Below are 22,760 nucleotides of genomic sequence, written 5' to 3'. Positions count from 1 at the left end.
TATTTCTCAGGCTATTCCTTAATTCGCCCGTATTTACGCATGACTTCCAGTACCTTGTCCTTCGGGAGCTCTTCTACTTTGTGGCCCTGAGTACCCTCGGAAGTCCTGGCCATGAAAAGCGAATTGATAATGGCTTCCTCAGTAGCTTCGATGGCCGCCATGAAGAGTGGCGAAACGTAGTCATTGTGCAGGAATGCCGAGCTGAACACTGCTTCGGATGTTTCGTGCAGTACCTTGTTGGCTGTCGAGAAGGCAATCACGTAATCGCCGCTTCCGTTCGCGGCGATGCCGCCCGTTTGCGCCATGCCGAGCATAACGCGTTTGGCAAGCCGTTTCAGGTTGCGGGCGTCCAGGGGCGCGTCCGTAGCGATTATCATCATGCAGGAGCCGTCCGACGACTTGTCGAGTGATTCCTTGAATGCATACTTCCCTAGTTCCTGGCCTACGGGCACGCCGTTTACTTTCAAAACACCTCCAAAATTGGTCTGTACCAGCACTCCCACCGTGTAGTTGCCCAGCTTTTCAGGCAATTTTCGCGATGCCGTGCCGATGCCGCCTTTCCATCCGAAACAAACCGTGCCGGTTCCCGCACCCACGTTACCTTCGGCTACCGGGCCGGTTTCGGCCTGGGCCAATGCATTCAGGACATGGTCTTTACGCACATGGCGGCCCCGGATGTCGTTCAAAAAGCCGTCATTCGTTTCGCCGATGACCGGGTTTACAGATCTTACATTCTCATTGCCCTTCTGGGCCAATGTCCAGTCAATTACCGCGTCGGCGGCTGTGGGTACGCTCAATGTGTTGGTTAAAACAATGGGAGATTCAATCGTACCAAGTTCCTCGACCTGCGAATAGCCCGTCATTTTACCAAAACCATTGCCGATGTACATCGCCGCCTGCACCTTTTGCTGGAACATGTTGCCGTCGTGCGGGAGAATGGCCGTCACACCCGTACGTACATCCGCGCCTTCCGTGAGCGTCACCTGGCCTACCTTCACGCCCGTTACATCGGTGATCGCATTCAATGCACCTGAGGGCAGCACGCCTATTTTGATACCCAGATCGCGGGGACGTTTCTGGGCGGCAAGCGTGATCGGGAGTATGAGCAGGAGTGAGAGGAAGCGCTTCATAGGTCGGTTTGATTCAGGATGAAATATAGTAAAAAATCCACTGGGAACCGGGGCTCTCCAGTGGATACATCTGCTGTTGAAGTGTAATTTTAGTCGTTGTCGGGACGGGCTTTTTCCGGGTCGATCACCGTTTCCATGCGACTCACTGCTGACGTGCTGAAAAATCCGAGTGCTTTCGGACCCTTGGGATCGGCATTGATGATATTTGACCGGACGTTGGCGATTGGAGTGGCGAACAATCCGCCATTCGTACCTTGCTCGTTTACCTGTTTCAAAAACTCAAATGCCTCATAGGTAATACTGTGCAGTTCGACACCTATTTGAGCCCCTGCCGAGTACAATGAATCGGTCGTGATCGATTCGCGTAATGGAAGGATGAATATCAGCCCGTCGGATGGGGCGCCGGCACCGAATGCAGCATCGTAGGCAATGGAAATGTTGGCAGCTTTTTCTACCACCGCTTTACCGCGGATCACCGGTTTGATCCAGTAGGTATCTCCCACGCCTTCGAGATCACGTGCGTAGAATGAGGCTACAAAACCTTCGCGGGGACCTTTGTCGGGTTCGAAAGGCCATTTTTCGTGCCGGTACACCACAGAATCGACGGTTGGTACGCGTTTGAGCGCTGATTGGGCGGTGAACGTATCCGTACCGTTCACGACTTTGAGTGAGTAGGTGCGGCCGACGTGCCCGAGCGTGTCGGCTGTGGTTTTACCCCAGGTATATTTGCCGTCGCCGTCGGTGTCTTCGAATTTGTAAACCTTGCCTTTGTCGTCGGTAACAGTTACCTGCGCACCTAGCACGGGTTTCGGGGCATTATTGTCGAAATAAGCTTGCGACCACGACAATTTGATGGCCTGCTCACCGGGTTGGTTGGTAAGCCAGGCGTCTACGACAAGTTGGGAGGGACCGTTTGCAGTATCGAGGTCGATCACATCCTCACAGCTTGTGAGGGACATCAATGCAATTGCGAACAATGCGGGGTATTTGATATATTTTAATGTTTTCATCATTGCAGTTATTCTGGCGTGATTTTAGTTTGCTGGTGTCAGAATTTGAAGTTGTAGGTCACGGAAGGAATGAAATTTCCGATCACTGAATAGCGTACGGCTTCTGTTTTAAGCGGGTTATCCTCATTGACCCGTGTGTAGACAGAGAACGGGTTGCGGCGGTTGTAAACATTATACACCGAGAATACCCATTCGCCCTCGCCGACTTTGAAAAGCTTCTTTTTCGCTTTCAATGTCGCGGCCAGATCCAGGCGGTGGTAAGCGGGAATGCGGCTGTTGTTGCGCAGGCCATTGTAATTGTTGCCAATCTCAAAGCCGCCGGTGCTATAACGGTTGGTCGGGAATGTTGCCGGGGTTCCGCTTTGAATCGTGAAGTTGGATGACAGGGATAACCGCTTGTTTAGTTCGTATATGGCTACCGCCGTAATGTTGTGCGGTTTGTCAAAACGGGCGGGGAACCAATCATCATTGTTAATGGATTCCACCAAACGCTCTGTTCTCGAAAGCGTATAGCTAACCCAACCGGTCAGTCTGCCTTTGTTTTTCTTTACATAAAACTCAGCTCCGTAGGCCCTGCCTTTACCGAACAACAGGTCGCCGGTGAAGTATTCGTTCAGCAGCAGGTCGGAAGCCGGCACATAGTCGATTTGGTTGTAGAGTTTTTTATAATACAATTCCACAGAAGCCTCGTAAGTATTATCCTGGAAGTTCTGGAACCAGCCTAACGCTACCTGATCAGCCTTTTCGGGTTTGATATTAATACCGCTCAAAGTCCAGACGTCGAGTGGAGAACTGGCTGCGGTGTTGGAAAGCAAGTGCAGGTATTGCGATGTGCGGTTATAGCTGGCCTTAATAGACGCATTGCTGGTGATACCGATATTCAATGCCGCACGGGGTTCCAGATTGCCGTAGCTTTTGATCACATCACCTCTTTTATATTCGGTACCCGGGAAAATAGGATCCTTCCGGACGCCCTTGCCCTTGTCGGCATACTCGTATTCGGTAGCCGGCCCGAGGCTGCGGAAATAGGAGTAGCGCACGCCATATTGTAATGAAATGCGGTCGCCGAATTTCAATTCATTACCGACATATAATGCAGACTCGTCGGCATAGCGTGGTTCGAGGCTAATGTCCTGCATATCGCCTTCCGAAACGAAGGTCGCTTTGCCCGGGCGTGTATCATAATAAATATACTGGCCACCAAACGTCAGCTGGTTGTTAGGGGTAATGTAGAATGTAAAATCAGGTTTGATACTGGTGCTGATGATTTTTGATTTCCAGTCGAACTTGTCTTTTGCGTCGGGTTTGTTCTGGTTTTGGCCCAGGTTATAATCGTAGTTGCTGTAATATCCGGTCAGGTTCATGAAAAGCTTGTTCGAGAAAATGTGGTTCCAGCGGGCTGTTGCCGTTTTGTTGCCCCAACCGAAGCCGAAATCTCCGCCGCCGAACACGTCTTTTCCAAAATAACCCGAGGCATAAAAGGTATCCTTATTACCCAATTGATAATTCACCTTAGCCGTCAAATCATAGAAATAGAATTTGGAATCCTTCAAATCCGAGTTCAAAAAAGGTTTTGCCAGAATATCAATGTACGAACGACGGCCTGCCACGATGAACGACCCTTTTCCTTTTGCAAAAGGCTGTTCGTAAGTCAGGCGGGAGAATATCGAACCGATACCGCCATTAATTTCGCGTTTCTTGGCATTACCTTCTTTCATACGCACGTCAAGAATGGAAGAAATACGGCCGCCGTATTGCGAGGGAATACCGCCTTTGATGAGCTTCACGTCTTTCACCGCGTCCGGGTTGAATACCGAGAAAAACCCGAACAAGTGCGAAGAGTTGTAAACCGGCGCTTCATCGAGCAATACCAGGTTTTGAGAAACATCCCCGCCACGCACGTTAAAGCCCGAAGCACCTTCACCGACGGTCGTCACGCCGGGAAGCAACTGAATGCTGCGGATCAAATCGACCTCGCCGAGCAATGCAGGCATTTTGCGGATGGTTTTCATTTCCACCTTGTTCACCGACATTTCGATACTGCGGACGTTCTCGTCTTCTTTTTGTGTTGAAATCGTCACCTCCGCGAGCTGGTTACTTTCGTCGGCCATTTCGATGCTCACGGTCTTGTCGCCGTCGAGTACCACCTCGCGGGTCACCTTTTGGTAACCGATGTAGCTAAATACGAGTGTGTACTTGCCATCGGGAAGGGTGAGTGAATAAAAACCGTAAGGGTTGGTAACCACGCCGGTTTCGGCTTCACGTACGTAAACGGACACGCCAATGAGCCCCTCACCGTTGGAGTTATCTTTGACGTAACCGCTCACGGAGTGCCGGTTCTGTGCGAGCGCCGGCAGGCTGATCAAGGCTAATAGAAGGCATTTGAGTATTCTGTTTTTCATGGACTTGGTTTGTTTACTATCAAATTGGTTTATGTTGCTGTGAGTAGGCAGTCATTCTTACAGACGATCAAATTGAATTTTTCCTTTTCTCCGTGACAACTCAGTGTGGATATACCCCCTGCCGACGGCTAAAAAATATTTCGACATTTTCTTAACAGGCCCGACAAAGCACGTGTTAATCAGCCTAAAAAGACAGTAAAAAATGATGAACTGGTAAAAAACCTGAATAAATGGCTTTGAGCCCGAAATGAAATAGGGAAAACGCTTATGGTACTATTTCAAGGTATTTTTGACACGGTAGATGTGTCGGGGCATTGTTCCAGTAATTGGGAGGAGGTTTTTTGTAAAACGGGATGCATAAAGTCGGGCGCGATTTCAGCTAAGGGGGCCAGTACAAAACGGCGGTCCTGAATGCGTGGGTGTGGTAATGTAAGCCGAGCGGAATCCATGACGGTTTGCCCGAAATACAGTATGTCGATATCGATCACACGTGCGCCCCAGCGCTCGTAACGTACGCGCCCGAGGTCGTGCTCGATGTTGAGAATGATCCTGAGTAGATCCTCAGGCAGGAGGGAGGTGGTAATTTCGAGTACCTGGTTGAGGAACGCCGGTTGGTCGGTAATGCCCCAGGGAGCGGTTTCATATATCGCCGACTGACAGGTAATGCTTCCGGCCTGTTCGGCAATGGCTTCACGCGCGGCTGCGAGTACCTGCGGGCGATCGCCGAGGTTGGAGCCTAACAACAGAAAAACCTGGCCGGTTGCTGCCATTACGAGTTGGTCTGGAATAATCAATCCACGAAAAAAAGGACTTCCCGATCGGAGGAAAGTCCTTTTCCAAATAAATTCGTAAAATTCCTTTTAGAACGTAAGCGTTCCTTTGTCGTATGCTTTTTGTATAGTTGCTTCGATACCGTTTTTGTTGATGGTACGAAGAGCAGAAGCTGCTACTTTCAACGTAACCCATTCTCCTGACGAAGGAAGGAAGAAACGTTTCTTTTGCAAATTCGGGAAGAATTTACGTTTTGTTTTATTGTTAGCGTGGGAAACGTTATTTCCGACGCGAGTTCTTTTACCTGTTATTTGACAAACCTTAGCCATGACTTACAATTTTTCCAAATGAGGGTGCAAAGATGCGTAATTAATTTTTGTTGAGCAAGTAAGGACAAAACAAATTTTCAAAAAAACACCTTTTTACCATCTCATTCTGAAACCCACGCCGTGCACATTATCAATACGGATGTCCGGATCGCCGGAGAGATATTTGCGCAATCTCGAAATGAAAACATCAAGGCTACGGCCCATAAAATAGTCGTCGTCGCCCCATATGGCCTTCAAAAGCTCGTCGCGGCGAATTACTTGATCGGTGCGTTCGGCCATGAATTTCAGCACTTCGGCTTCGCGGAAGGTGAGGCTTTGCGATTTGCTGTCGAGGGTTAATGTCAGTTTCTGAAAATCAAACACATATTTCCCGATCTGCTTGCTGCCGGGTTTCACTACCAATACCGAATCGGCTTTGCTGCGGCGGAGGAAGACGTCGATCCGGAGTTTCAGTTCCTCGATACTGAATGGCTTCGTAACGTAATCGTCGGCGCCGAGTTTGAGGCCTTTGATCTTGTCCTCTTGCATCGAGCGAGCGGAAAGAAAGAGAATAGGCACCTGGCTGTCGGAAGCGCGGATTTTCTCCGCTAATGTAAAGCCGTCCATTTTGGGCAGCATGATATCGAGCACGCAAATGTCGAAATGTTCTTTTCCGAAAAATTCCAGCGCTTCGACGCCGTCGGTAGCATGTACGACTTCGTAATCGTATTGTTCGAGGTTATCCTTGGTGGCAAATGCCAGATTGGGGTCGTCTTCGACATACAGGATTCTCTTTTTCATCAAGCGTGTTTCTGCGGAATAGTGATTTTAAATGTACTGCCTTTGCCCAGGGCACTTTCCAGGCCGAGGTGCCAGCGGTGCGCCCGAACGATCTGTTTGACATAACTCAAACCGATCCCGAAGCCTTTCACATTATGCACATCGCCGTAAGGAATGCGGAAAAACTGGTTGAACACCTTTTTCTGGTATTCGGGCGCAATGCCAATGCCCTGGTCGCGGACAGCTATAACGAGGTTATTGCCTTTATTGTATGTCTCCACCACCACATCCGGCACATCATCGGAATATTTCAATGCATTATCGACGAGGTTGCTGATCAGGCAGCGGAGGTGGAACGGATCGGCCTCAATCATACTGTTGGTTGCATTAGCCTGGAAACGCACCTTTTCTTCATAAGGCAGCAGGATGGATTCGATCATCTGCCGGGCATCGAGCCTTTCTTTTTGCAAATGCAGTGCATCGCGTTCGGCTTTGGCCATGGAGAGTACCATTTCCACCTGGCCCTGCAAGCGGAGGATCTCGTCTTGCACGATCTGCACATACCGCTTATGCCGCACGGGTTGGGACACGATATTATCGGAATTCAGCACATCGGCCGCAATGCGGATCGTCGAAATAGGCGTTTGCAGCTCGTGGGTCATGTTATTGACAAAATCACGCTGCACTTCCGAGAGCTGTTTTTGCCTTAAAATCACAAATAATGCATACGCAAAGAACGACACTGCCACCATAACCAGCGCCGACGACCAGATGGCCCCATTGATACTGCCCGCGAAATAGGTTTCCTGCTCGGGGAAGCGCACGCCGAAGTAATAGGGGTATTTGTCGGTTTTAACCCAGTTGGTCGTTTTGGCGGGATTTTTATCATTGTTTTTTGTACTCAACGACATGGCGTAGCGAATGCGGTTGGTGGTACAATCGTAAATTCCGATCTCGAAATTGGTGATCAGGTTATGTTTTTGAAAACTGTCCTTGATAAAATGTTCGAGCATTTCAGGCTGGGTGGTGGCGTTGGTGTTCACCAGAAAATACTCCGGTGAAAGTTGCTCGACGGGATTGGTGGTTTGCATTACCCCGCACACGTTGGCGAGTTTGCCGGCTACGTCCTGCAATGCTATGTGGGCATTCTGGTTGAACTGCCGGTGCCGGAGGTCGAGCGCCTGTTTTACCCAGTAAATCTGCGTAATAACCACGCCGATAATGAGCAATGCAGAAAAAACCGTGAGGGATTGAATGGTACGTCTTGACATAACTAACTCGAAATGACCAATAAATATACGGCCATTCGTTCAATTAAACAGCCGTGCCAGCGGTAACATAACCGGCGTTTTGCTGTTTAACATTTCATTAACTTTTTAAGCTTTCAAATCGGTGAGATAGTAGCCGATCAATCCTTCCAGAGGCGATTTCAGAATCCGGCCGGTTTTCAAACCATTATTTTCCAGCACCCCCCGAAGAATATCCTGGTAGTAATACGCGATTGAACCAGTGAAATGCACGGGGTATTGCGCCGCATTCGCATGTTTCAAAACATATTTTTTTACAAATAGCCCGAATGCATTACTGAGCAAATCCCGAATGAATTCATGGGTACGGTTTTCCGCAATGAATTTGGAATAGGAAGCAAAATACCGGTTCGGATAAGGCTTTTTGTAGGCATGGTCGAGCACGGTAAGACGGTCGAGACCGGGGTATTCTTTGGTAAAACTTTCATGAAGGTCTGCGGGCAGCTCGTTTTGCAGGTAATGCACGACCAATGTCTTGCCCAGGTAGGAGCCGCTGCCCTCGTCGCCCAGCCAGAAACCCAGCGAGCCGATCGAATGCGCAATGCGGCGACCGTCGAAAAACGCATTGTTCGCGCCGGTGCCCAATATGCATGCGAGCCCGGGCTCATGCCCGCATAACCCGCGCGCCGCGCCGAGCATATCCGAAGCCACTTCCACAACCGTGGAGGAGGGAAAGCAGTGTTTCAAAGCATTGGTAACAGGTAAACTGGACTGCTCGTTGGCACACCCGGCACCGTAAAAATGGATTTCCTCAATGTCCCCTCCGATGCCGGGCACGACCTGGCTTTGCAGGACGGGAATTATTTCCTCGGTCGTCTGGTAAAACGGGTTAATGCCCGCGGACTGCACCGGTTGATAATTGCCGGTTTCCGTGTGAATGTAAGCCCAGTCTGTTTTGGTAGAACCGCTGTCGGCAATGAGGATATATTTGGAAGACATATGGGAATCTTTCAATTGGGTTATTCGGGTAATTGCAGTTTGCCGATGATATTGAACCGTTCGAAAACGCGTTCGGTATGGGGGGCGTCGCCGAGCTCTTTGGTGAGGTCCTGGCCTGCCCAGTGCTCATAATGGTGGCCGTTGCGCCAGAGCCGCGATGCGCTTACGTCGTAAATCATTCCTTTATATGCACACCATATTTCTTCCCGGTCCTGCCCGTTGCGAAGCGCCAGTTGTGCCCTGGTATATACTTTCATTATATTGTTTTAGCGTGCAATTTAGCGATAAGGGTATTCCGTTGGAAAATTTAGAAAACGATCTGTCATGAATATTTTGATTATAAGACTAAAATGTAAGAACTTGGCGTTTTGAAAAGACATTCACGAAAAATAAAATATGAGAAAAAGTTACGCTCTTCTTTGGTGTTCGGTGATGATTCTAGGGCTGGTTGCCGCGGGCTGTAAGGACAAGGTTAAGCCTGTATCAGAAAGGATCGCAAAGGCCTGGACGGCAGAATCTGTTAAGCACGGTGCGACGGTGGTTTATACCCGTGGCGGTTCCGGGAACATCGAAGCCGCTTACTCCGGCTTCCGGCTGACGCTTACCAACACCGGGGGTACAAAAACAGTGAGCCTGACGGACGTTGATGGCAAAACTTTCACCGGAAACTGGGACGTGGAAGGCGATACCAAGCTGGTACTCACTAATTTGACCCCTGCGCCCACCGGCTCAGGCGGGAAGCTCGAATTCACGATCAACTCGATCGACGATGCGAAAGTGGTGCTCACACGACTCACGGCAAGTCCTAAAACGGGTAATACCATTAATGAATACACATTGACCAACCCGTAAGCGGAAAGTCAATATCGCATATCCATCGCGAAGCCATTTCCAATGCGGGAATGGCTTCGCTTTTTTGTATAATTTTGCGGCATGGAAACAAGAACTGAAATAAGCAGCCTGGGAGAATTCGGGCTGATCCAGAGAATAAATAAAGGAATACGGACCACATTGGCGGATACCGTCCGGGGCATTGGCGATGATGCGGCGGTGATCGATCTGGGCGAAGAATTCGGCTTGCTGACTACCGATATGTTCCTCGAAGGCATTCATTTTGACCTCACGTTTTTCCCGCTCAAACATCTTGGTTATAAAATCATCGCGGCAGGTATCTCCGACATCGCGGCTATGAACGGCATTCCGCGGCAGGTCACGACTAGCCTTGCATTAAGCAACCGCTTTTCGGTGGAAGCTGTGGACGAGCTTTATGAGGGAATGAAGCTGGCGTGCAAGGATTTTAATGTAGATCTCGTAGGCGGCGATACCACTTCCTCGCGTTCGGGGCTTATCATATCCGTAAGTGTTTTTGGCAAGGTCAAAAAAGACAAGATCGCATACCGGAATACGGCAAAGCCGAACGACTTGCTTTGTGTAACAGGCGACCTGGGTGGAGCCTATATGGGCCTGCAATTGCTCGAAAGAGAAAAACAGGTGTTCCTGGCCAACCCGAATATGCAACCGGAGCTGGAAGGAAAGGATTACGTGATCCAGCGCCAGTTGCGCCCCGAAGCGAGAATGGACGTGATTTACGAACTTGACGAAGCCGGAGTGATACCGACTTCGATGATCGACTTATCGGACGGGCTCGCTTCCGATCTTCTGCATATATGCGCGCAATCGGGTGTGGGCGCGGTGGTTTTCGAAGAGCGGCTGCCGATCGACGAACAAACCTACCTGGCGGCATCCGAACTGAACATTGGTGCGGCGACCGCAGCATTGAATGGCGGCGAAGATTACGAACTGCTTTTCACGGTTTCGCAATCGGCCTACGAGCAGATCAAGAATAATCCCAAAATTACTTTTGTAGGTTATATCACCGATAAAAAGGGCGAAGTGGAGCTTCACACCAAGGGCGATTCCCGCGTGCCGCTCACGGCGCAGGGTTGGAATACCTGATTGGCTCCTCGCCATAAAAGCTTCAAAGCATAACCCTCACCGGTTATGCTTTTTTGTTTTAGCCCATACACGCAACCATCGGAAAGATTTGGTCGTAATCGCGACGTATCCAATTCATCTCTAACAAATCACAATTAAATCCGATGAAAATCTTTTCAACTTCCAGAATGCTGGTTGTATTGGGGCTGTTAATGGCCGTCAGCTTCTCTTGCTCGGACGACGACAAGACCGATCCTACACCAACCCCTACCAACGATGTTCAATTGAAAGACAATGCCAAAGTAGGTGGTAAAATCCTTACAGACAAAGATGGCAGACCACTCTATTTCTTCTCGAAAGACCCTGCCGGCGTCTCGACTTGCACGGGACAGTGCCTGGTCAACTGGCCCATCTATTCGGCGGGGGACCTGACGGCGATCAAGTTCGACGCGGGTTTGGATAAGGCCGATTTCGGAACGATTACAACCGGTGGCCAGTCGCAAACCACCTACAAAGGTTGGCCGCTTTACTATTATAAGGATGATGTGGCGGGCGGAGATGCCAATGGAGATAATGTGGGCACAGTTTGGTTTGCCGCCAAAACGGATTACACCATTATGATTGCCAGTGGCCAGCTGGTGGGCAACGATGGAAAATCGTACAAATCGGATTACACCGAGGGTACCGGTGCCACCCAGTTCTTCACCGACGGTAAGGGACGGACATTGTACGCGTTTGTAAAGGATAAAAACAACAAGAATAACTACACCAAACCCGATTTCTCGAATGACGCGACCTGGCCTATTTACACGGCCGACCTGAAATCGCTGCCAACGGGTGTCGATAAGGCATTGTTCAGCACGATTGATGTGTTTGGAAAGAAACAGCTTACTTATAAAGGTTGGCCGCTGTACTATTTCGGCCCCGACGCAGCTACCAGGGGCGCCACCAAAGGCGTGAGCGTTCCCACGCCGGGAATCTGGCCGATCGTCAATTTGCAATCACCTATTGCGCCTAACTAGATAAGTGCTTATTACCAAGTGTAGTGAAAAGTGGCTTTCCCGCCGGGATTGCCACTTTTTTATTATTTACCCCAACAGGCTACCAGTTCTTCAAATTGCTTCTGCAGATGTAAAGTCCGCTTGCCGGCCAGACCGTTCACGACGGGCTGATCGCCAATCTGCACCACCGGCATAACCCATTTAGTGGTGCTGGTCGTGAACACTTCGTCGGCGGTAATCACTTCTTTGTAGGTAACCGGACGTATTTCCACCTCAAAATCTGCTTTGGCAAGCTCGATCACCACACGGCGCGTCACGCCGTTGAGGACATTGCGGTCAGAAGTAATGAGTTTATCGCCCTGGAATGCGAATAAATTGCTTCGTGTAAGTTCGCTCACTTCACCGTCTTTGTGAAAAAGCAAATCTGCGGCCTGCTGGCGTTTCATTTCGTCGGCCATGAGCACCATATGCACATAATTGGTGCTTTTAATCTCCGGTAAATCGCGAACATATTCGTAAGGTAGCACTTTAATACCTTTCAAACGGCCGGCTGGGTTATCCTGGGGCAATGCTTCGGTGCGGATCAGTAAATTGGGTTGCACCACATGCACGCTATCCGGCGCATAGCCGCCGGTGAGTACAAACCGGAACGCTACTTCTGCCTCCCCGGACATAGAATGCAAATCGGCCAGGATCTTTTCCGTCTCTTGCTGGGTCACCGGAAGCGGCAGTTTCAATAACCGCGCCGAATTCTCGAAGCGTTGCCAGTAATCGTCCCACCGGAACGGGACGCCATTATAAGTCCTGAAAAAATCGAATAATCCGTAACCCCGCAGTAAGCCAAGGTCGCTGGTTTGAAAAACGGGCTGGTCGAGCGGGACGATTTCGCCGTTAAAATATTGGAAGAAAGGCATTGAAAGCGGATTTTGTTGATTGGGGTAAAGTTATTGATAATGTGAAAGAGTGTGGCTGCTTTTGGGGTCAAACTTTCAAAGCATTAATAATTAGTGAATCGTTTGAAAATTATAGTTGATAAAGCAATTTTCGACCTGGTTGCGTCGGGGATTTGACAACTTATAGAGCGATTGTCGGCACGATTCGCCAATTTTACGTTTCATAAAATGAATATTAGGCCTCGCATGATCCAACCCACATCATTACTTGAAAAACTTCAGATTGAATTTGACCGGCATTCCTATGGCGATGCGCCTGAGGAGCTTTATGAGCCGATAACCTATATCATGTCGCTCGGCGGGAAGCGTTTCCGGCCGTTGCTGACGCTGCTTGCCGCCTCTATTTTTGATACGGATATTGAAAAAGCCCTGAAACCGGCTATGGCGGTGGAGGTTTTCCACAATTTCACACTTATGCACGACGATATCATGGACCGTGCGCCCCTGCGCAGGGGTATGCCTACCGTACATGAGAAATGGAATGCGAATACAGCCATTCTGTCGGGCGATGTAATGCTGATCCGTGCCTATGACCTGCTGCTGGATGTGGCGCCGAACAAGCTGCGGGCGGTATTGAGCCGGTTTAACCAGACAGCCGCGGAAGTGTGCGAAGGCCAGCAGCTCGATATGAATTTCGAAACACGCTGGGATGTGACGGAGGAAGAGTACATCGGTATGATCCGCCTGAAAACGTCGGTGTTGCTCGGTTTCGCATTGGAGCTGGGGGGGATGATTGCCGGGGCGGATGAGGAAACAACAAGACTTTTGTATTCGGCGGGTGAGAATATGGGCATCGGTTTTCAGCTGAAAGATGATTTGCTGGATGTTTACGGCGACCCTGCCAAATTTGGGAAACAGGTAGGCGGCGATATTATCGCCAATAAGAAGACATTCTTGCTGATTGAGGCATTGTCAAAATCGGGAGGTAGTTTGAAAACTGAGCTCGACCGATGGATAAACCTTGATACGTTCGATAATGCGGAGAAAGTAGCCGCTGTAACCAGTATTTACGATGCACTGGACATCCGGGCATTTACCGAACGTAAAATAAATGAATATTTTTCGCGAGGAATGGCTAGTTTACAGCAACTGCGCACGGAGAGCGTTCAGAAAGAAGTGCTTTTACAGTTTGTAGAGCAGCTTGTGGCGCGGGAAAAGTAATCTTATCAAAAAATAATCCATTATATGTCGATTACCCTCATTTTAGTGATCATAACTTCTGGGATCAGCTATTACGCTTTCAACAATTACAGCTTGATGGATAAGCTGATCCTGAATCCTTACCGCGTGACGCAACGCAACGAATACTACCGGTTTGTGACCTCGGGTTTCGTGCACGCTGATTTTGGGCACCTGATTTTCAATATGCTCTCCCTGTGGTTTGTGGGAGAGAGCATCGAGCGGCTGTTTTCAATGCTTTTCGGGCCAAGCGGGACGTTTTATTACCTGTTCCTCTACCTGGTGGGTATTATAGTTTCCGACATTCCGACCTTCTTAAAGCACCGTAAAAATTCGAAGTATAATTCTCTTGGAGCTTCCGGTGGAGTATCGGCGGTGCTTTTTGCGGCGATATTATATGCACCGCTAATGCAGATTTGCCTTTATTTCTTTATTTGCATGCCCGGATTCATTTTTGGCTTGCTGTTCCTCGGGTATTCATTTTACGAAGCGCGACGCGGGACCAGTTATGTGAATCACAGTGCGCACATGTACGGGGCCATTTTCGGGATGGTTTTTATGGCTGTGGTGTATCCAAGCGCGGTACCGCAGTTTTTTGAGCAGATTCTGAGCTGGCGTTTATTTTAATGTCGCCAGTACGGTGACGCTACCTACCGTTTTGTCTTGAAGGCTAACATTGACTTCGGCGTCCAGGGGAATGTAAAGATCGACTCTGGACCCGAATTTGATAAAGCCCATCTCGGTGCTCTGCTCCACTTTATCGCCTTCCTTCACATACCAGCGTATACGACGTGCGGCCGCGCCTGCGATCTGCCGGAATAGTACTTCGACACCTTCCTTATTGCGGATTACAACCGTCGTACGTTCGTTTTCGGTGCTGGACTTCGGGTGCCATGCAACAAGGTACAAGCCTGGATGGTATTTAAAATATTGAATTACCCCGCTGATAGGGTTCCAGTTGACATGCACATTCAATGGCGACATGAAGATGCTGATCTGGCGGCGTGGGCCTTTGAAATACTCTGTCTCAACCACTTCTTCAATCACAACGACCTTACCATCACACGGAGCCACGATTTCGCGGTCGCTCTTGCGTACAACACGCGTGGGAACGCGGAAGAACTGCACTACAAGGAAGAAAATCACGATGCTGGCGATTAGCGTCAGACGTGGGATCCAATAGCCGTCGGGAAGGAGATAGTTGATCCCTAAATTGATCATGATCAGTACAATAGCCGTTACAGCCATGATCGTATATCCTTCTCTATGCAGTTTCATGCAGGCTCGTTTTTTGTTAATGATGGTCTCCGAAATGCAAATATCGCATAAATCCTGATTTTCCGGCAACGAAAAAGCCCCGACGCTTGGCGCCAGGGCTGTATTTTACCGACAGTTTTTGTCAGGTATTGTCAAGGGGTCATTTGTAGTCATGTGTTGTCATGTATGGTCATTTTTTGTCAGATGCGGTCATTTGCCAGGTGTTGTTATGATTGTTTTGAGAAATTATTCTTCTCTCACATTACTATTAATGTCAACCCTTGACTATAAGTGACTACTCTTGACTGACCACACCTGACTAAGCTTGACCAATTCTGACCATAAGTGACTAATCTTCATGCACGTCAACCACGACGCAATCGCCGTTTTTCACCTCGTGTTCTACTTTCTTGAACTTCACATCGCGGACAATGCGGCCATCGCGGTATTGAACCGAAACGCGCTGGTTACGGTCGGCGATTTTAACGGTACGAACAGGCTGCGCTTTGGTCGTCGACTCCTGTGAATGGAATGTGTCGGTTTCAACGTCGTAGTCTTCCTCGCGGTTGGTATGCAGCTCGGGCGCTGGTTCCGGACGGCGTACCTGTTGTGGTACGGCGGTTGGCGGTGCCGCTTCTTCCTGCGGGATATCGGCCTTCATCAGGAAGGAGATCATATCAAAGTTTACTTTGCTCAGGAAGCGTTTAAAGAGCTCCACCGACTCGAATTTATAGATCAACAATGGATCTTTCTGTTCGAATACGGCATTCTGAACCGACTGTTTCAAATCGTCCATTTCACGCAAATGCTCTTTCCATTCCTGGTCGATGAGCGAAAGCACAATCGCTTTCTCCATTTCACGGGTAATCTCTTTGCCTTCGCTTTCGATCGCTTTTTGAAGGCTTACCACTACACCCGCCTGACGGATACCGTCGGTGAACGGGATCATGATTTCCGAAATGACCGCACCGCGTTCCGCGTAAATCGAGCGGAGAACGGGCAGTGCTTTGCCTGAAATCGCATCGTTTTTGTCCTGATATTGTTTTTCGGCAGCGTCGTACAGTTTCTGTGAACGGTCGGCAGGCTTCATCGCGCCATATTCATCCTCGCTGAAAGGAACTTCCATGCCCAATGTGGTAATGGCCGCGAGTTCCAGTTCGGCGTAGCTTCCCGCGGTAGTCGCGATTTCGTCGCACACATCGAACAATGTGTTGGCGATATCTACCGCCAGACGATCTCCGAACAATGCATTGCGTCGACGGGTATAGATCGCGTCGCGCTGATAGTTCATCACGTCGTCGTATTCGAGCAGGCGCTTCCGCATTCCGAAGTTGTTCTCTTCCACTTTCTTCTGCGCGCGTTCGATCGACTTCGTGATCATGCTGCTCTGGATGACTTCGCCTTCTTCGAGGCCCATGCGGTCCATTACCTTCGCCATACGGTCAGAACCGAACAGACGCATCAGGTTATCTTCCAGGGACACGAAGAATTGGGATGAACCCGGGTCACCCTGACGTCCCGAACGGCCACGCAACTGGCGGTCGACGCGACGGCTTTCGTGGCGTTCCGTACCGATGATCGCCAAACCACCTGCGGCTTTCGCTTCCGGCGTCAACTTAATGTCGGTACCACGGCCAGCCATGTTGGTGGCGATCGTTACAGTTCCTGGTTTACCGGCTTCGGCAACCACTTCCGCCTCGCGCTGGTGTTGTTTCGCGTTCAAAACCTGGTGCGGGATTTTGCGGAGCGTCAGCATTCGGCTGATGATCTCGGAGTTTTCAACCGAAGTCGTACCCACGAGTACCGGCCGGCCGGCTTCTACGAGTTCTACGATTTCGTCGGTTACTGCATTGTATTTCTCGCGAACTGAGCGGTAAACTTTATCTTCCTGGTCTTTGCGAATAATTCCTCTGTTGGTAGGGATCGAAACGACGTCGAGTTTATAGATTTCCCAGAACTCGCCTGCTTCTGTTTCCGCGGTACCGGTCATACCAGCTAATTTGTGGTACATCCGGAAGTAGTTTTGCAGGGTAATCGTCGCGTAGGTCTGCGTAGCGTCTTCTACGCGCACATTTTCCTTCGCTTCGATTGCCTGGTGTAAGCCGTCGGAATAGCGGCGGCCTTCCATGATACGGCCGGTTTGCTCATCGACGATCTTCACCTTTCCGTCCATGATCACGTATTCCACGTCTTTTTCAAACAATGTAAATGCTTTCAAAAGCTGGTTTACGGTGTGAATACGGGCTGTTTTGACTGAATAATCGCGGATCAGAGCCTCCTTCGCGATCACGCGGTCGTGCTCGCTGAGCGAAGTGTCTTTTTCGATCGCATCCAGATCGACAGCAATGTCGGGGAGAATGAAGAAATTGGATTCTTCCGATTCGCCGGTGAGGAAGTCGATCCCCTTTTCGGTCAGTTCGATGCTGTTATGGCGCTCGTCGATCGTGAAGTAAAGCGGGGCATCGGCTTGCGGCATCAGTTTCTGGTTTTCAGCCAGGTAAATCGCCTCCGATTCCTGCATAATGGCTTTCACGCCGCCTTCACTGAGATATTTGATCAAAGGCTTGTATTTCGGCATACCGCGGTGCGCGCGGAACAGTGCCAAACCGCCTTCTTTTTTATCACCAGCCTGGATTTTCTTTTTGGCTTCATTGAGGAAGTCCATGGCAAGGCGTTTTTGCGCCTCCACGATCCTCGCAACGCGGGGTTTCAGTTCAAGGAACTCCTGCTCGTCGCCGCGTGGTACCGGTCCGCTGATGATCAATGGCGTACGGGCGTCGTCAATCAATACGGAGTCGACCTCATCGACCATCGCGAAATGGTGCTTGCGCTGCACAAGTTCTTCCGGCGTCCGTGACATATTGTCACGCAGGTAGTCGAAGCCGAATTCGTTGTTGGTACCGTAAGTAAGGTCTGCTTTGTACGCATTGCGGCGTGCGATGGTGTTGGGCTGATGGCGGTCGATACAGTCGACGCTCAACCCGTGAAATTCGAAGAGCGGAGCATTCCATTCGGCGTCACGTTTGGCGAGGTAATCGTTCACGGTTACGATGTGAACGCCTTGTCCTGCGAGCGCATTCAGGAATGAAGGAAGGGTAGCTACGAGGGTTTTACCTTCACCGGTCGCCATTTCGGAGATTTTGCCCTGGTGCAACACCACACCACCGATCAACTGCACATCGTAATGGATCATGTTCCATTTGATAGGCTGGCCGATCACGTCCCAGGTTGTATTCCAAATGGCTTTGTCGCCGCTAATGGTCACATTCGATTTTTTAGTGGCTACTTCGCGGTCAAAATAGTTGGCGGTTACTTCCAGTTTGTCGTTTTCTGTAAAACGGCGCGCCGTGTCCTTCACGATCGCGAATGCTTTCGGAAGAATATCAAGCAATACTTTTTCCAGTTCTTTATTTCTTTCCAGTTCGAGCGCGTCGATTTTCTTGAAGATCGCCTCTTTACTGTCCACATTCGGCTCGTCGGCTGCCTGCTGTCTCAACGCTGCTATTTGTTCATCGACAGATTTCAGTTGATCGGCAATATGTTGTTTCAAGTTCGCGGACTGTGCCCGGAGCTCATCATTCGACAGGGAGGCCAGGAGGGCATATTCGGCATTTACCTTTTCAACGTACGGGGTCAGTTCTTTGAGGTCCCGTTCCGATTTCGTGCCAAATAGCTTGGAAAATATTTTAAACATGATGTGATGTATGTTTTTTAACCGGTTTTTCCTTATAAAATATTGAGCCTGCCACAAATCGCGTGTCACATTGTCAGCAAAACCCGCATTTACAATCCCAAAGGTAATTCATTGCCAATAGTATTACGCAATATCCGGCAGAATCCTAATGCATATCTAATCTTTTAATATCCATTTATCTATCCTCAAAAATCACCCGTGCCAATGGTGTAAGACCGTTTGTACGAATTTAAAACGACTACTAGGTAATGCATAGTACCTTTGAAACATCCAAACGATTTAAACAGACATAGCCATGAACCACAATAGATTGTTCCGTAACACCAGCAACAAAATGATCGGCGGAGTAGCCTCAGGATTAGCCGATTACTTCGATATTGACGTCACGATTATGCGTGTATTGTTTGTGCTCGCAGTTTTCATTCCGGTGACTTTCCCTGTCATTTTGTTTTACATTATCCTTTGGATCGTCATGCCCGATAGCGCAAAACGCCCTAAAGAGCTGGAACAAGGGCACATTCCTTCTTAAAAATTGAAAACTCCATCAGCAAAGACTTGGTAGTTGCAAACCGCCGGAAAACAAACTCCGGCGGTTTGTTGTTTTGGGATTAATACCTATTTTTACGAATGGTATGCAGGCATACTACCGAGGTGGCCTGCATTAATATCGATTCAAAAACAGATCCAATATGAACGCATACATTGTTGCGGGTTATCGTACCGCGGTGGGCAAGGCGCCGAGAGGCGGTTTCCGGTTTACACGTCCCGACGACCTGGGTGCAACGGTGATCAAGCATTTGCTGGAACAAACCCCGCAGCTGGATCCTACCCGTGTGGACGATGTGATTGTGGGCAATGCCGTGCCTGAAGCCGAGCAAGGCATGCAGATGGGCCGGTACGTGGCATTGCTGTCGCTGCCTAAAAATGTATCAGGAATCACTATCAACCGATATTGCGGCTCGGGCGTGGAAGCGATAGCGATGGCGTCGGCGAAAATCCATGCCGGAATGGCTGAATGCATTATCGCAGGTGGTACCGAATCGATGTCGCTCGTGCCCACCATGGGTTGGAAAACCGCTTTGAACTACGAAATAGCACATACCAATCCGGATTATTACCTCAGCATGGGCCTTACGGCGGAACAGGTAGCAAAGGATTTCAATATCAGCCGTGAGGCGCAGGATGAATTTTCATTTCAGTCGCACCAAAAGGCACTGCGTGCACAGAAGGAAGGCTGGTTTGCCGACGGGATTGTGCCGGTAACCGTCAAAGAGACTTATTTCGACCAGGCTTCCGGTAAGAAGAAAACGAAGGAAACGGTCATCAGCCAGGACGAAGGCCCTCGTGCGGATACGACCGTCGAAGCATTGAATAAACTGAAACCCGTTTTCGCGGCAGGGGGATCGGTGACGGCCGGTAACTCTTCGCAAACATCCGATGGGGCTGCATTTGTGCTGGTTATGTCGGAAAGGCTCGTAAATGAACTCGGCCTGAAACCTATCGCACGCATGATGTCGTACGCGACTGCGGGTGTGGACCCACGCATTATGGGTATAGGGCCTGTGGCAGCCGTGCCGCTTGCATTGAAACAAGCCGGGTTGAAACTAGGCGACATTCAGCAGGTGGAATTGAACGAAGCATTCGCGGCACAATCTCTTGCCGTGATCCAGGAGCTGGGCATCGATCCCGCGATCGTGAACCCGAATGGCGGCGCCATTGCATTGGGGCACGCATTAGGGTCGACAGGCGCCAGGCTTTCCGTCCAGCTTTTCAACGAAATGAAGCGCCGTGACCAGAAATATGGCATGGTAACTGCCTGTGTTGGTGGCGGACAGGGCGTTGCCGGCATTTATGAAAGGCTCAATTAGGCCGTAGACTAACATTCGGCTTGATTTTACAGGTCTCCCCGGAATGGTTACCCATCTTCCGGGGAGATTTTTTATTTTTGCCCTTTCATCATGCACGCCCGCTTTCATGGATGTATCCATTATTATCATTAATTACAGGACGCCTCAACTCATTATCAATTGCTTAGATTCTGTCAACCGGGTCACTTCCGGAGTAACTTATGAGGTTATTGTTGTTGACAACGATCCTGAGAATGGCGGCGGTGCATTGGTGAGGGAAGCCCATCCGGAAGTGCGGTGGATTGATATGGAGTATAATGCAGGTTTTGGTATTGCCAATAACCGCGGCATGGAGATTGCCAAAGGCAGATATCTGCTGCTGTTGAATGCCGATACGCTGCTGACCGATAATGTGATCGGCCGGTGCTTTCACCGGATGAACGAGCGGCCCGATATTATCGCCTGTGGCGCATTGCAATACTATCCCGACGGCACCCCGATGCCTTTCTACCGAAGCTTTAACGAGTTCCGGAAGACGTTTTTCATACTTCCCCCGAGCAGCCTGGTAGATAAGGTCATCAATAAACTTTATCCAGAACCGACCTACTCCGATCCTGATCAGCACGACTGGCTTGTAGGCGCTTTCATGTTTGTAAGAAGGGAAGGTTTTGAAAAGACAGGCGGTTTCAGCAAAGAGTTTTTTATGTACGGCGAAGACGTGGAATGGTCGGGCCGGTTGGGAAAGCTGGGCAAGCTGTGTTATTTTCAGGATTGCACTTTTATCCATTTGGAAAACAACAACCCGTTCCGGCGGACGCATATTTCGTGGATCAACCGGTTCAGCACCCAGATGCAGGTTTCCAATTTCCTGTGGGTAAGGAAACAGTACGGTATTTTTCAGTACATCATGCTGATCCTGCATTACATTTTTATGGTGCCGGTGGTTTATGGGTGGAAAATGCTGTTTAATTTGAGGAAAAGCGGAAATCCGTTCTCGGAACTTCGCACACAACATATATATGTAAGGAAGACACGCGTTCTTTTAAAATATTTCTGGAAAACGCTGTTCCTCCGCGAAGGGCTGTACAAAATCAAGCCCCAGGAGAACATCGACCTCTTAACTGCCTCTGCATGAATCAAACCAAGAAGAGAATCCTCTTTTTTACGCCCTATGCCACACGGACAGGATCGGAAATGATGCTGTTGTACATTTTGAAAAAAATAGACCGTTCGCGGTTCGACGTCGGTATCGTCAGTTTCGCAAATGGCGAGCTGCTCGCCGAGTTTCCTCAGGACATTCCCGTCCATATTGCCCCGCGCAAATTCAATACGATCGAGAAAATTTCTTTCCACCTGGGCATTAATCCCACGTTACGAGCATTAAGGAAGCTTGCTAAAAGTTTCAATGCCGATTTCTGGTATGTGAATACGACGATGATCCCCGAGACGATCGTGGTGGCCAAGGAATTCGGGATTAAGGTAATTACCCATTTTCACGAAATGCCGCTCACATACGCGTACCTGAGCGCGCCCGACTTCAAAAGCATTGTGGATTACTCGGAGCTGCTGATAGGGTGCTCACAAACCACTTGTGATTCACTGAAAGATGCCGGAGGGAAAAATGTAGGGTTGCTTTACTCATTTATCGACCCCTCTCTGGTAAAAAAGGACGATAATCGTTCCGCTGAATTGCGGAGGAAGCTGGGTATCCCGGCGGATGCATTTGTTTGGGTATTGTCGGGAATGACCTCCGAGCGCAAGGGTTTTGATATGCTGCCCGATATTGCCGCCGAGGTGAATGATCCGCGGGTACATCTGGTGTGGGTCGGTGCAACGATTGACGACGGATTGGTGTATTATACCGAGCAACGCTGCGCCAACAACACGTCTGCGACCAAAATTCACCTGGTCGGCAAGCAGAAAGAAGATTATTATGCCTATCTTAATATGGGAAATGGTTTTCTGCTTACCTCACGGCAGGACCCTTTCCCACTGGTGATGATAGAAGCTGCGTTGCTGGGTAAGCCTATTGTTGCATTTCCTTCCGGAGGCGTTTCTGAGTTTATCAAGGATGGAATGGGCGTCGTTACCGACGATCTAAGCGTCCGGCAGATGGTAGCAGCGATGCGGTCGTTGATGAATGGAGAAATCAAAACCGATAGCGCCCGGAGCATCGAAGTGGCAAGCCGCTTCAATGTGGAAAACGGATATAATGAATGGATCGAATTAATTGACAAAACCTGTTAG

The 22,760-nt window shown here is 49.5% G+C and carries 21 protein-coding genes; 9 read left to right on the top strand and 12 right to left on the bottom strand.

All coding sequences use genetic code 11. The features are described from left to right. Positions 1-11: 11 nt before the first annotated feature. The 9 genes from AC2YIT_RS26865 to AC2YIT_RS26825 all read right to left on the bottom strand — a co-directional run bounded on the left by AC2YIT_RS26865 (position 12) and on the right by AC2YIT_RS26825 (position 8,904). Positions 12-1,130, bottom strand: coding sequence for a DmpA family aminopeptidase (locus AC2YIT_RS26865; RefSeq protein ID WP_487281238.1), 1,119 nt, complete (start codon positions 1,128-1,130; stop codon positions 12-14). An 89-nt stretch (positions 1,131-1,219) separates the two neighbouring features. Further along, positions 1,220-2,143, bottom strand: a complete 924-nt coding sequence (locus tag AC2YIT_RS26860) for a DUF4249 domain-containing protein (RefSeq protein ID WP_487281237.1) — start codon at positions 2,141-2,143, stop codon at positions 1,220-1,222. 35 nt (positions 2,144-2,178) lie between these two features. Further along, positions 2,179-4,542, bottom strand: a complete 2,364-nt coding sequence (locus AC2YIT_RS26855) for a TonB-dependent receptor (protein ID WP_487281236.1) — start codon at positions 4,540-4,542, stop codon at positions 2,179-2,181. A gap of 278 nt (positions 4,543-4,820) precedes the next feature. Continuing rightward, positions 4,821-5,312, bottom strand: coding sequence for a 2-amino-4-hydroxy-6-hydroxymethyldihydropteridine diphosphokinase (folK, locus tag AC2YIT_RS26850; RefSeq protein WP_487281235.1), 492 nt, complete (start codon positions 5,310-5,312; stop codon positions 4,821-4,823). 90 nt (positions 5,313-5,402) lie between these two features. Then, complete coding sequence (gene rpmB, locus AC2YIT_RS26845) at positions 5,403-5,642, bottom strand: 50S ribosomal protein L28 (RefSeq protein ID WP_090384950.1); 240 nt, start codon at positions 5,640-5,642, stop codon at positions 5,403-5,405. Between the two features lie 93 nt (positions 5,643-5,735). Continuing rightward, on the bottom strand, positions 5,736-6,422 hold the full coding sequence (locus tag AC2YIT_RS26840; protein ID WP_487281234.1) for a response regulator transcription factor: 687 nt from the start codon (positions 6,420-6,422) through the stop codon (positions 5,736-5,738). After that, positions 6,422-7,672, bottom strand: coding sequence for a sensor histidine kinase (locus AC2YIT_RS26835; RefSeq protein WP_430850171.1), 1,251 nt, complete (start codon positions 7,670-7,672; stop codon positions 6,422-6,424). The genes AC2YIT_RS26840 and AC2YIT_RS26835 overlap by 1 nt, the downstream gene beginning before the upstream one ends. A 105-nt stretch (positions 7,673-7,777) precedes the next feature. Beyond that, positions 7,778-8,647 carry an N-acetylglucosamine kinase gene (locus AC2YIT_RS26830; RefSeq protein ID WP_487281233.1) on the bottom strand — a complete coding sequence of 290 codons (870 nt, stop codon included), beginning with the start codon at positions 8,645-8,647 and terminating at the stop codon, positions 7,778-7,780. Between the two features lie 20 nt (positions 8,648-8,667). After that, positions 8,668-8,904: a cytochrome b5 domain-containing protein gene (locus tag AC2YIT_RS26825; RefSeq protein WP_015813015.1), complete on the bottom strand. Its 237-nt coding sequence runs from the start codon at positions 8,902-8,904 to the stop codon at positions 8,668-8,670. Between the two features lie 139 nt (positions 8,905-9,043). Between AC2YIT_RS26825 and AC2YIT_RS26820 the strand changes: the two genes are divergently transcribed. The 3 genes from AC2YIT_RS26820 (at position 9,044) to AC2YIT_RS26810 (ending at position 11,604) form a co-directional block, all read left to right on the top strand. Continuing rightward, a complete protein-coding gene (locus tag AC2YIT_RS26820; protein ID WP_430850165.1) occupies positions 9,044-9,499 on the top strand; it encodes a hypothetical protein in 456 nt (151 codons plus the stop codon). Positions 9,500-9,580: 81 nt separating this feature from the next. Beyond that, positions 9,581-10,603, top strand: coding sequence for a thiamine-phosphate kinase (gene thiL, locus AC2YIT_RS26815; RefSeq protein ID WP_487281232.1), 1,023 nt, complete (start codon positions 9,581-9,583; stop codon positions 10,601-10,603). 143 nt (positions 10,604-10,746) lie between these two features. Beyond that, the gene (locus tag AC2YIT_RS26810) at positions 10,747-11,604 is read left to right on the top strand and encodes a hypothetical protein (protein ID WP_487281231.1); all 858 of its coding nucleotides are present in this window, start codon (positions 10,747-10,749) and stop codon (positions 11,602-11,604) included. A gap of 62 nt (positions 11,605-11,666) precedes the next feature. Here the strand turns inward: AC2YIT_RS26810 and AC2YIT_RS26805 are convergent, their stop codons facing one another. After that, positions 11,667-12,497: an aminotransferase class IV gene (locus AC2YIT_RS26805; protein WP_487281230.1), complete on the bottom strand. Its 831-nt coding sequence runs from the start codon at positions 12,495-12,497 to the stop codon at positions 11,667-11,669. Between the two features lie 225 nt (positions 12,498-12,722). Between AC2YIT_RS26805 and AC2YIT_RS26800 the strand changes: the two genes are divergently transcribed. Together AC2YIT_RS26800 and AC2YIT_RS26795 are read left to right on the top strand one after the other, a co-directional pair. Then, positions 12,723-13,697: a polyprenyl synthetase family protein gene (locus tag AC2YIT_RS26800; protein ID WP_430850157.1), complete on the top strand. Its 975-nt coding sequence runs from the start codon at positions 12,723-12,725 to the stop codon at positions 13,695-13,697. A 24-nt stretch (positions 13,698-13,721) separates the two neighbouring features. Beyond that, positions 13,722-14,342, top strand: a complete 621-nt coding sequence (locus AC2YIT_RS26795; protein ID WP_430850155.1) for a rhomboid family intramembrane serine protease — start codon at positions 13,722-13,724, stop codon at positions 14,340-14,342. On the opposite strand, the gene AC2YIT_RS26790 is transcribed toward AC2YIT_RS26795, so the two are convergent. Together AC2YIT_RS26790 and secA are read right to left on the bottom strand one after the other, a co-directional pair. After that, the gene (locus AC2YIT_RS26790) at positions 14,334-14,993 is read right to left on the bottom strand and encodes a phosphatidylserine decarboxylase family protein (protein ID WP_487281229.1); all 660 of its coding nucleotides are present in this window, start codon (positions 14,991-14,993) and stop codon (positions 14,334-14,336) included. The genes AC2YIT_RS26795 and AC2YIT_RS26790 overlap by 9 nt on opposite strands. A 328-nt stretch (positions 14,994-15,321) precedes the next feature. Continuing rightward, on the bottom strand, positions 15,322-18,666 hold the full coding sequence (secA, locus tag AC2YIT_RS26785) for a preprotein translocase subunit SecA (RefSeq protein WP_487281228.1): 3,345 nt from the start codon (positions 18,664-18,666) through the stop codon (positions 15,322-15,324). A gap of 295 nt (positions 18,667-18,961) precedes the next feature. Here secA and AC2YIT_RS26780 point away from each other — a divergent pair, with 295 nt between their 5' ends. The 4 genes from AC2YIT_RS26780 to AC2YIT_RS26765 all read left to right on the top strand — a co-directional run bounded on the left by AC2YIT_RS26780 (position 18,962) and on the right by AC2YIT_RS26765 (position 22,760). After that, complete coding sequence (locus AC2YIT_RS26780) at positions 18,962-19,195, top strand: PspC domain-containing protein (RefSeq protein WP_430850149.1); 234 nt, start codon at positions 18,962-18,964, stop codon at positions 19,193-19,195. Between the two features lie 160 nt (positions 19,196-19,355). After that, positions 19,356-20,534, top strand: a complete 1,179-nt coding sequence (locus tag AC2YIT_RS26775; RefSeq protein WP_430850147.1) for an acetyl-CoA C-acyltransferase — start codon at positions 19,356-19,358, stop codon at positions 20,532-20,534. A 106-nt stretch (positions 20,535-20,640) separates the two neighbouring features. After that, positions 20,641-21,648 (top strand): glycosyltransferase family 2 protein, encoded by a 1,008-nt coding sequence (locus tag AC2YIT_RS26770; protein WP_430850145.1) that lies wholly within the window; start codon positions 20,641-20,643, stop codon positions 21,646-21,648. Continuing rightward, a complete protein-coding gene (locus tag AC2YIT_RS26765; protein ID WP_430850143.1) occupies positions 21,645-22,760 on the top strand; it encodes a glycosyltransferase in 1,116 nt (371 codons plus the stop codon). The genes AC2YIT_RS26770 and AC2YIT_RS26765 overlap by 4 nt, the downstream gene beginning before the upstream one ends.

This window comes from Dyadobacter sp. SRI_021 (genome assembly GCF_057586235.1).
This window is presented reverse-complemented; position numbering and strand designations above follow the sequence as displayed.

Coding starts and splice junctions, on each gene's coding strand:
- AC2YIT_RS26865 (WP_487281238.1), bottom strand. CDS start 1,130: ATGAAGCGCTTCCTCTCACTCCTGCTCATACTCCCGATCACGCTTGCC.
- AC2YIT_RS26860 (WP_487281237.1), bottom strand. CDS start 2,143: ATGATGAAAACATTAAAATATATCAAATACCCCGCATTGTTCGCAATT.
- AC2YIT_RS26855 (WP_487281236.1), bottom strand. CDS start 4,542: ATGAAAAACAGAATACTCAAATGCCTTCTATTAGCCTTGATCAGCCTG.
- folK (WP_487281235.1), bottom strand. CDS start 5,312: ATGGCAGCAACCGGCCAGGTTTTTCTGTTGTTAGGCTCCAACCTCGGC.
- rpmB (WP_090384950.1), bottom strand. CDS start 5,642: ATGGCTAAGGTTTGTCAAATAACAGGTAAAAGAACTCGCGTCGGAAAT.
- AC2YIT_RS26840 (WP_487281234.1), bottom strand. CDS start 6,422: ATGAAAAAGAGAATCCTGTATGTCGAAGACGACCCCAATCTGGCATTT.
- AC2YIT_RS26835 (WP_430850171.1), bottom strand. CDS start 7,672: ATGTCAAGACGTACCATTCAATCCCTCACGGTTTTTTCTGCATTGCTC.
- AC2YIT_RS26830 (WP_487281233.1), bottom strand. CDS start 8,647: ATGTCTTCCAAATATATCCTCATTGCCGACAGCGGTTCTACCAAAACA.
- AC2YIT_RS26825 (WP_015813015.1), bottom strand. CDS start 8,904: ATGAAAGTATATACCAGGGCACAACTGGCGCTTCGCAACGGGCAGGAC.
- AC2YIT_RS26820 (WP_430850165.1), top strand. CDS start 9,044: ATGAGAAAAAGTTACGCTCTTCTTTGGTGTTCGGTGATGATTCTAGGG.
- thiL (WP_487281232.1), top strand. CDS start 9,581: ATGGAAACAAGAACTGAAATAAGCAGCCTGGGAGAATTCGGGCTGATC.
- AC2YIT_RS26810 (WP_487281231.1), top strand. CDS start 10,747: ATGAAAATCTTTTCAACTTCCAGAATGCTGGTTGTATTGGGGCTGTTA.
- AC2YIT_RS26805 (WP_487281230.1), bottom strand. CDS start 12,497: ATGCCTTTCTTCCAATATTTTAACGGCGAAATCGTCCCGCTCGACCAG.
- AC2YIT_RS26800 (WP_430850157.1), top strand. CDS start 12,723: ATGATCCAACCCACATCATTACTTGAAAAACTTCAGATTGAATTTGAC.
- AC2YIT_RS26795 (WP_430850155.1), top strand. CDS start 13,722: ATGTCGATTACCCTCATTTTAGTGATCATAACTTCTGGGATCAGCTAT.
- AC2YIT_RS26790 (WP_487281229.1), bottom strand. CDS start 14,993: ATGAAACTGCATAGAGAAGGATATACGATCATGGCTGTAACGGCTATT.
- secA (WP_487281228.1), bottom strand. CDS start 18,666: ATGTTTAAAATATTTTCCAAGCTATTTGGCACGAAATCGGAACGGGAC.
- AC2YIT_RS26780 (WP_430850149.1), top strand. CDS start 18,962: ATGAACCACAATAGATTGTTCCGTAACACCAGCAACAAAATGATCGGC.
- AC2YIT_RS26775 (WP_430850147.1), top strand. CDS start 19,356: ATGAACGCATACATTGTTGCGGGTTATCGTACCGCGGTGGGCAAGGCG.
- AC2YIT_RS26770 (WP_430850145.1), top strand. CDS start 20,641: ATGGATGTATCCATTATTATCATTAATTACAGGACGCCTCAACTCATT.
- AC2YIT_RS26765 (WP_430850143.1), top strand. CDS start 21,645: ATGAATCAAACCAAGAAGAGAATCCTCTTTTTTACGCCCTATGCCACA.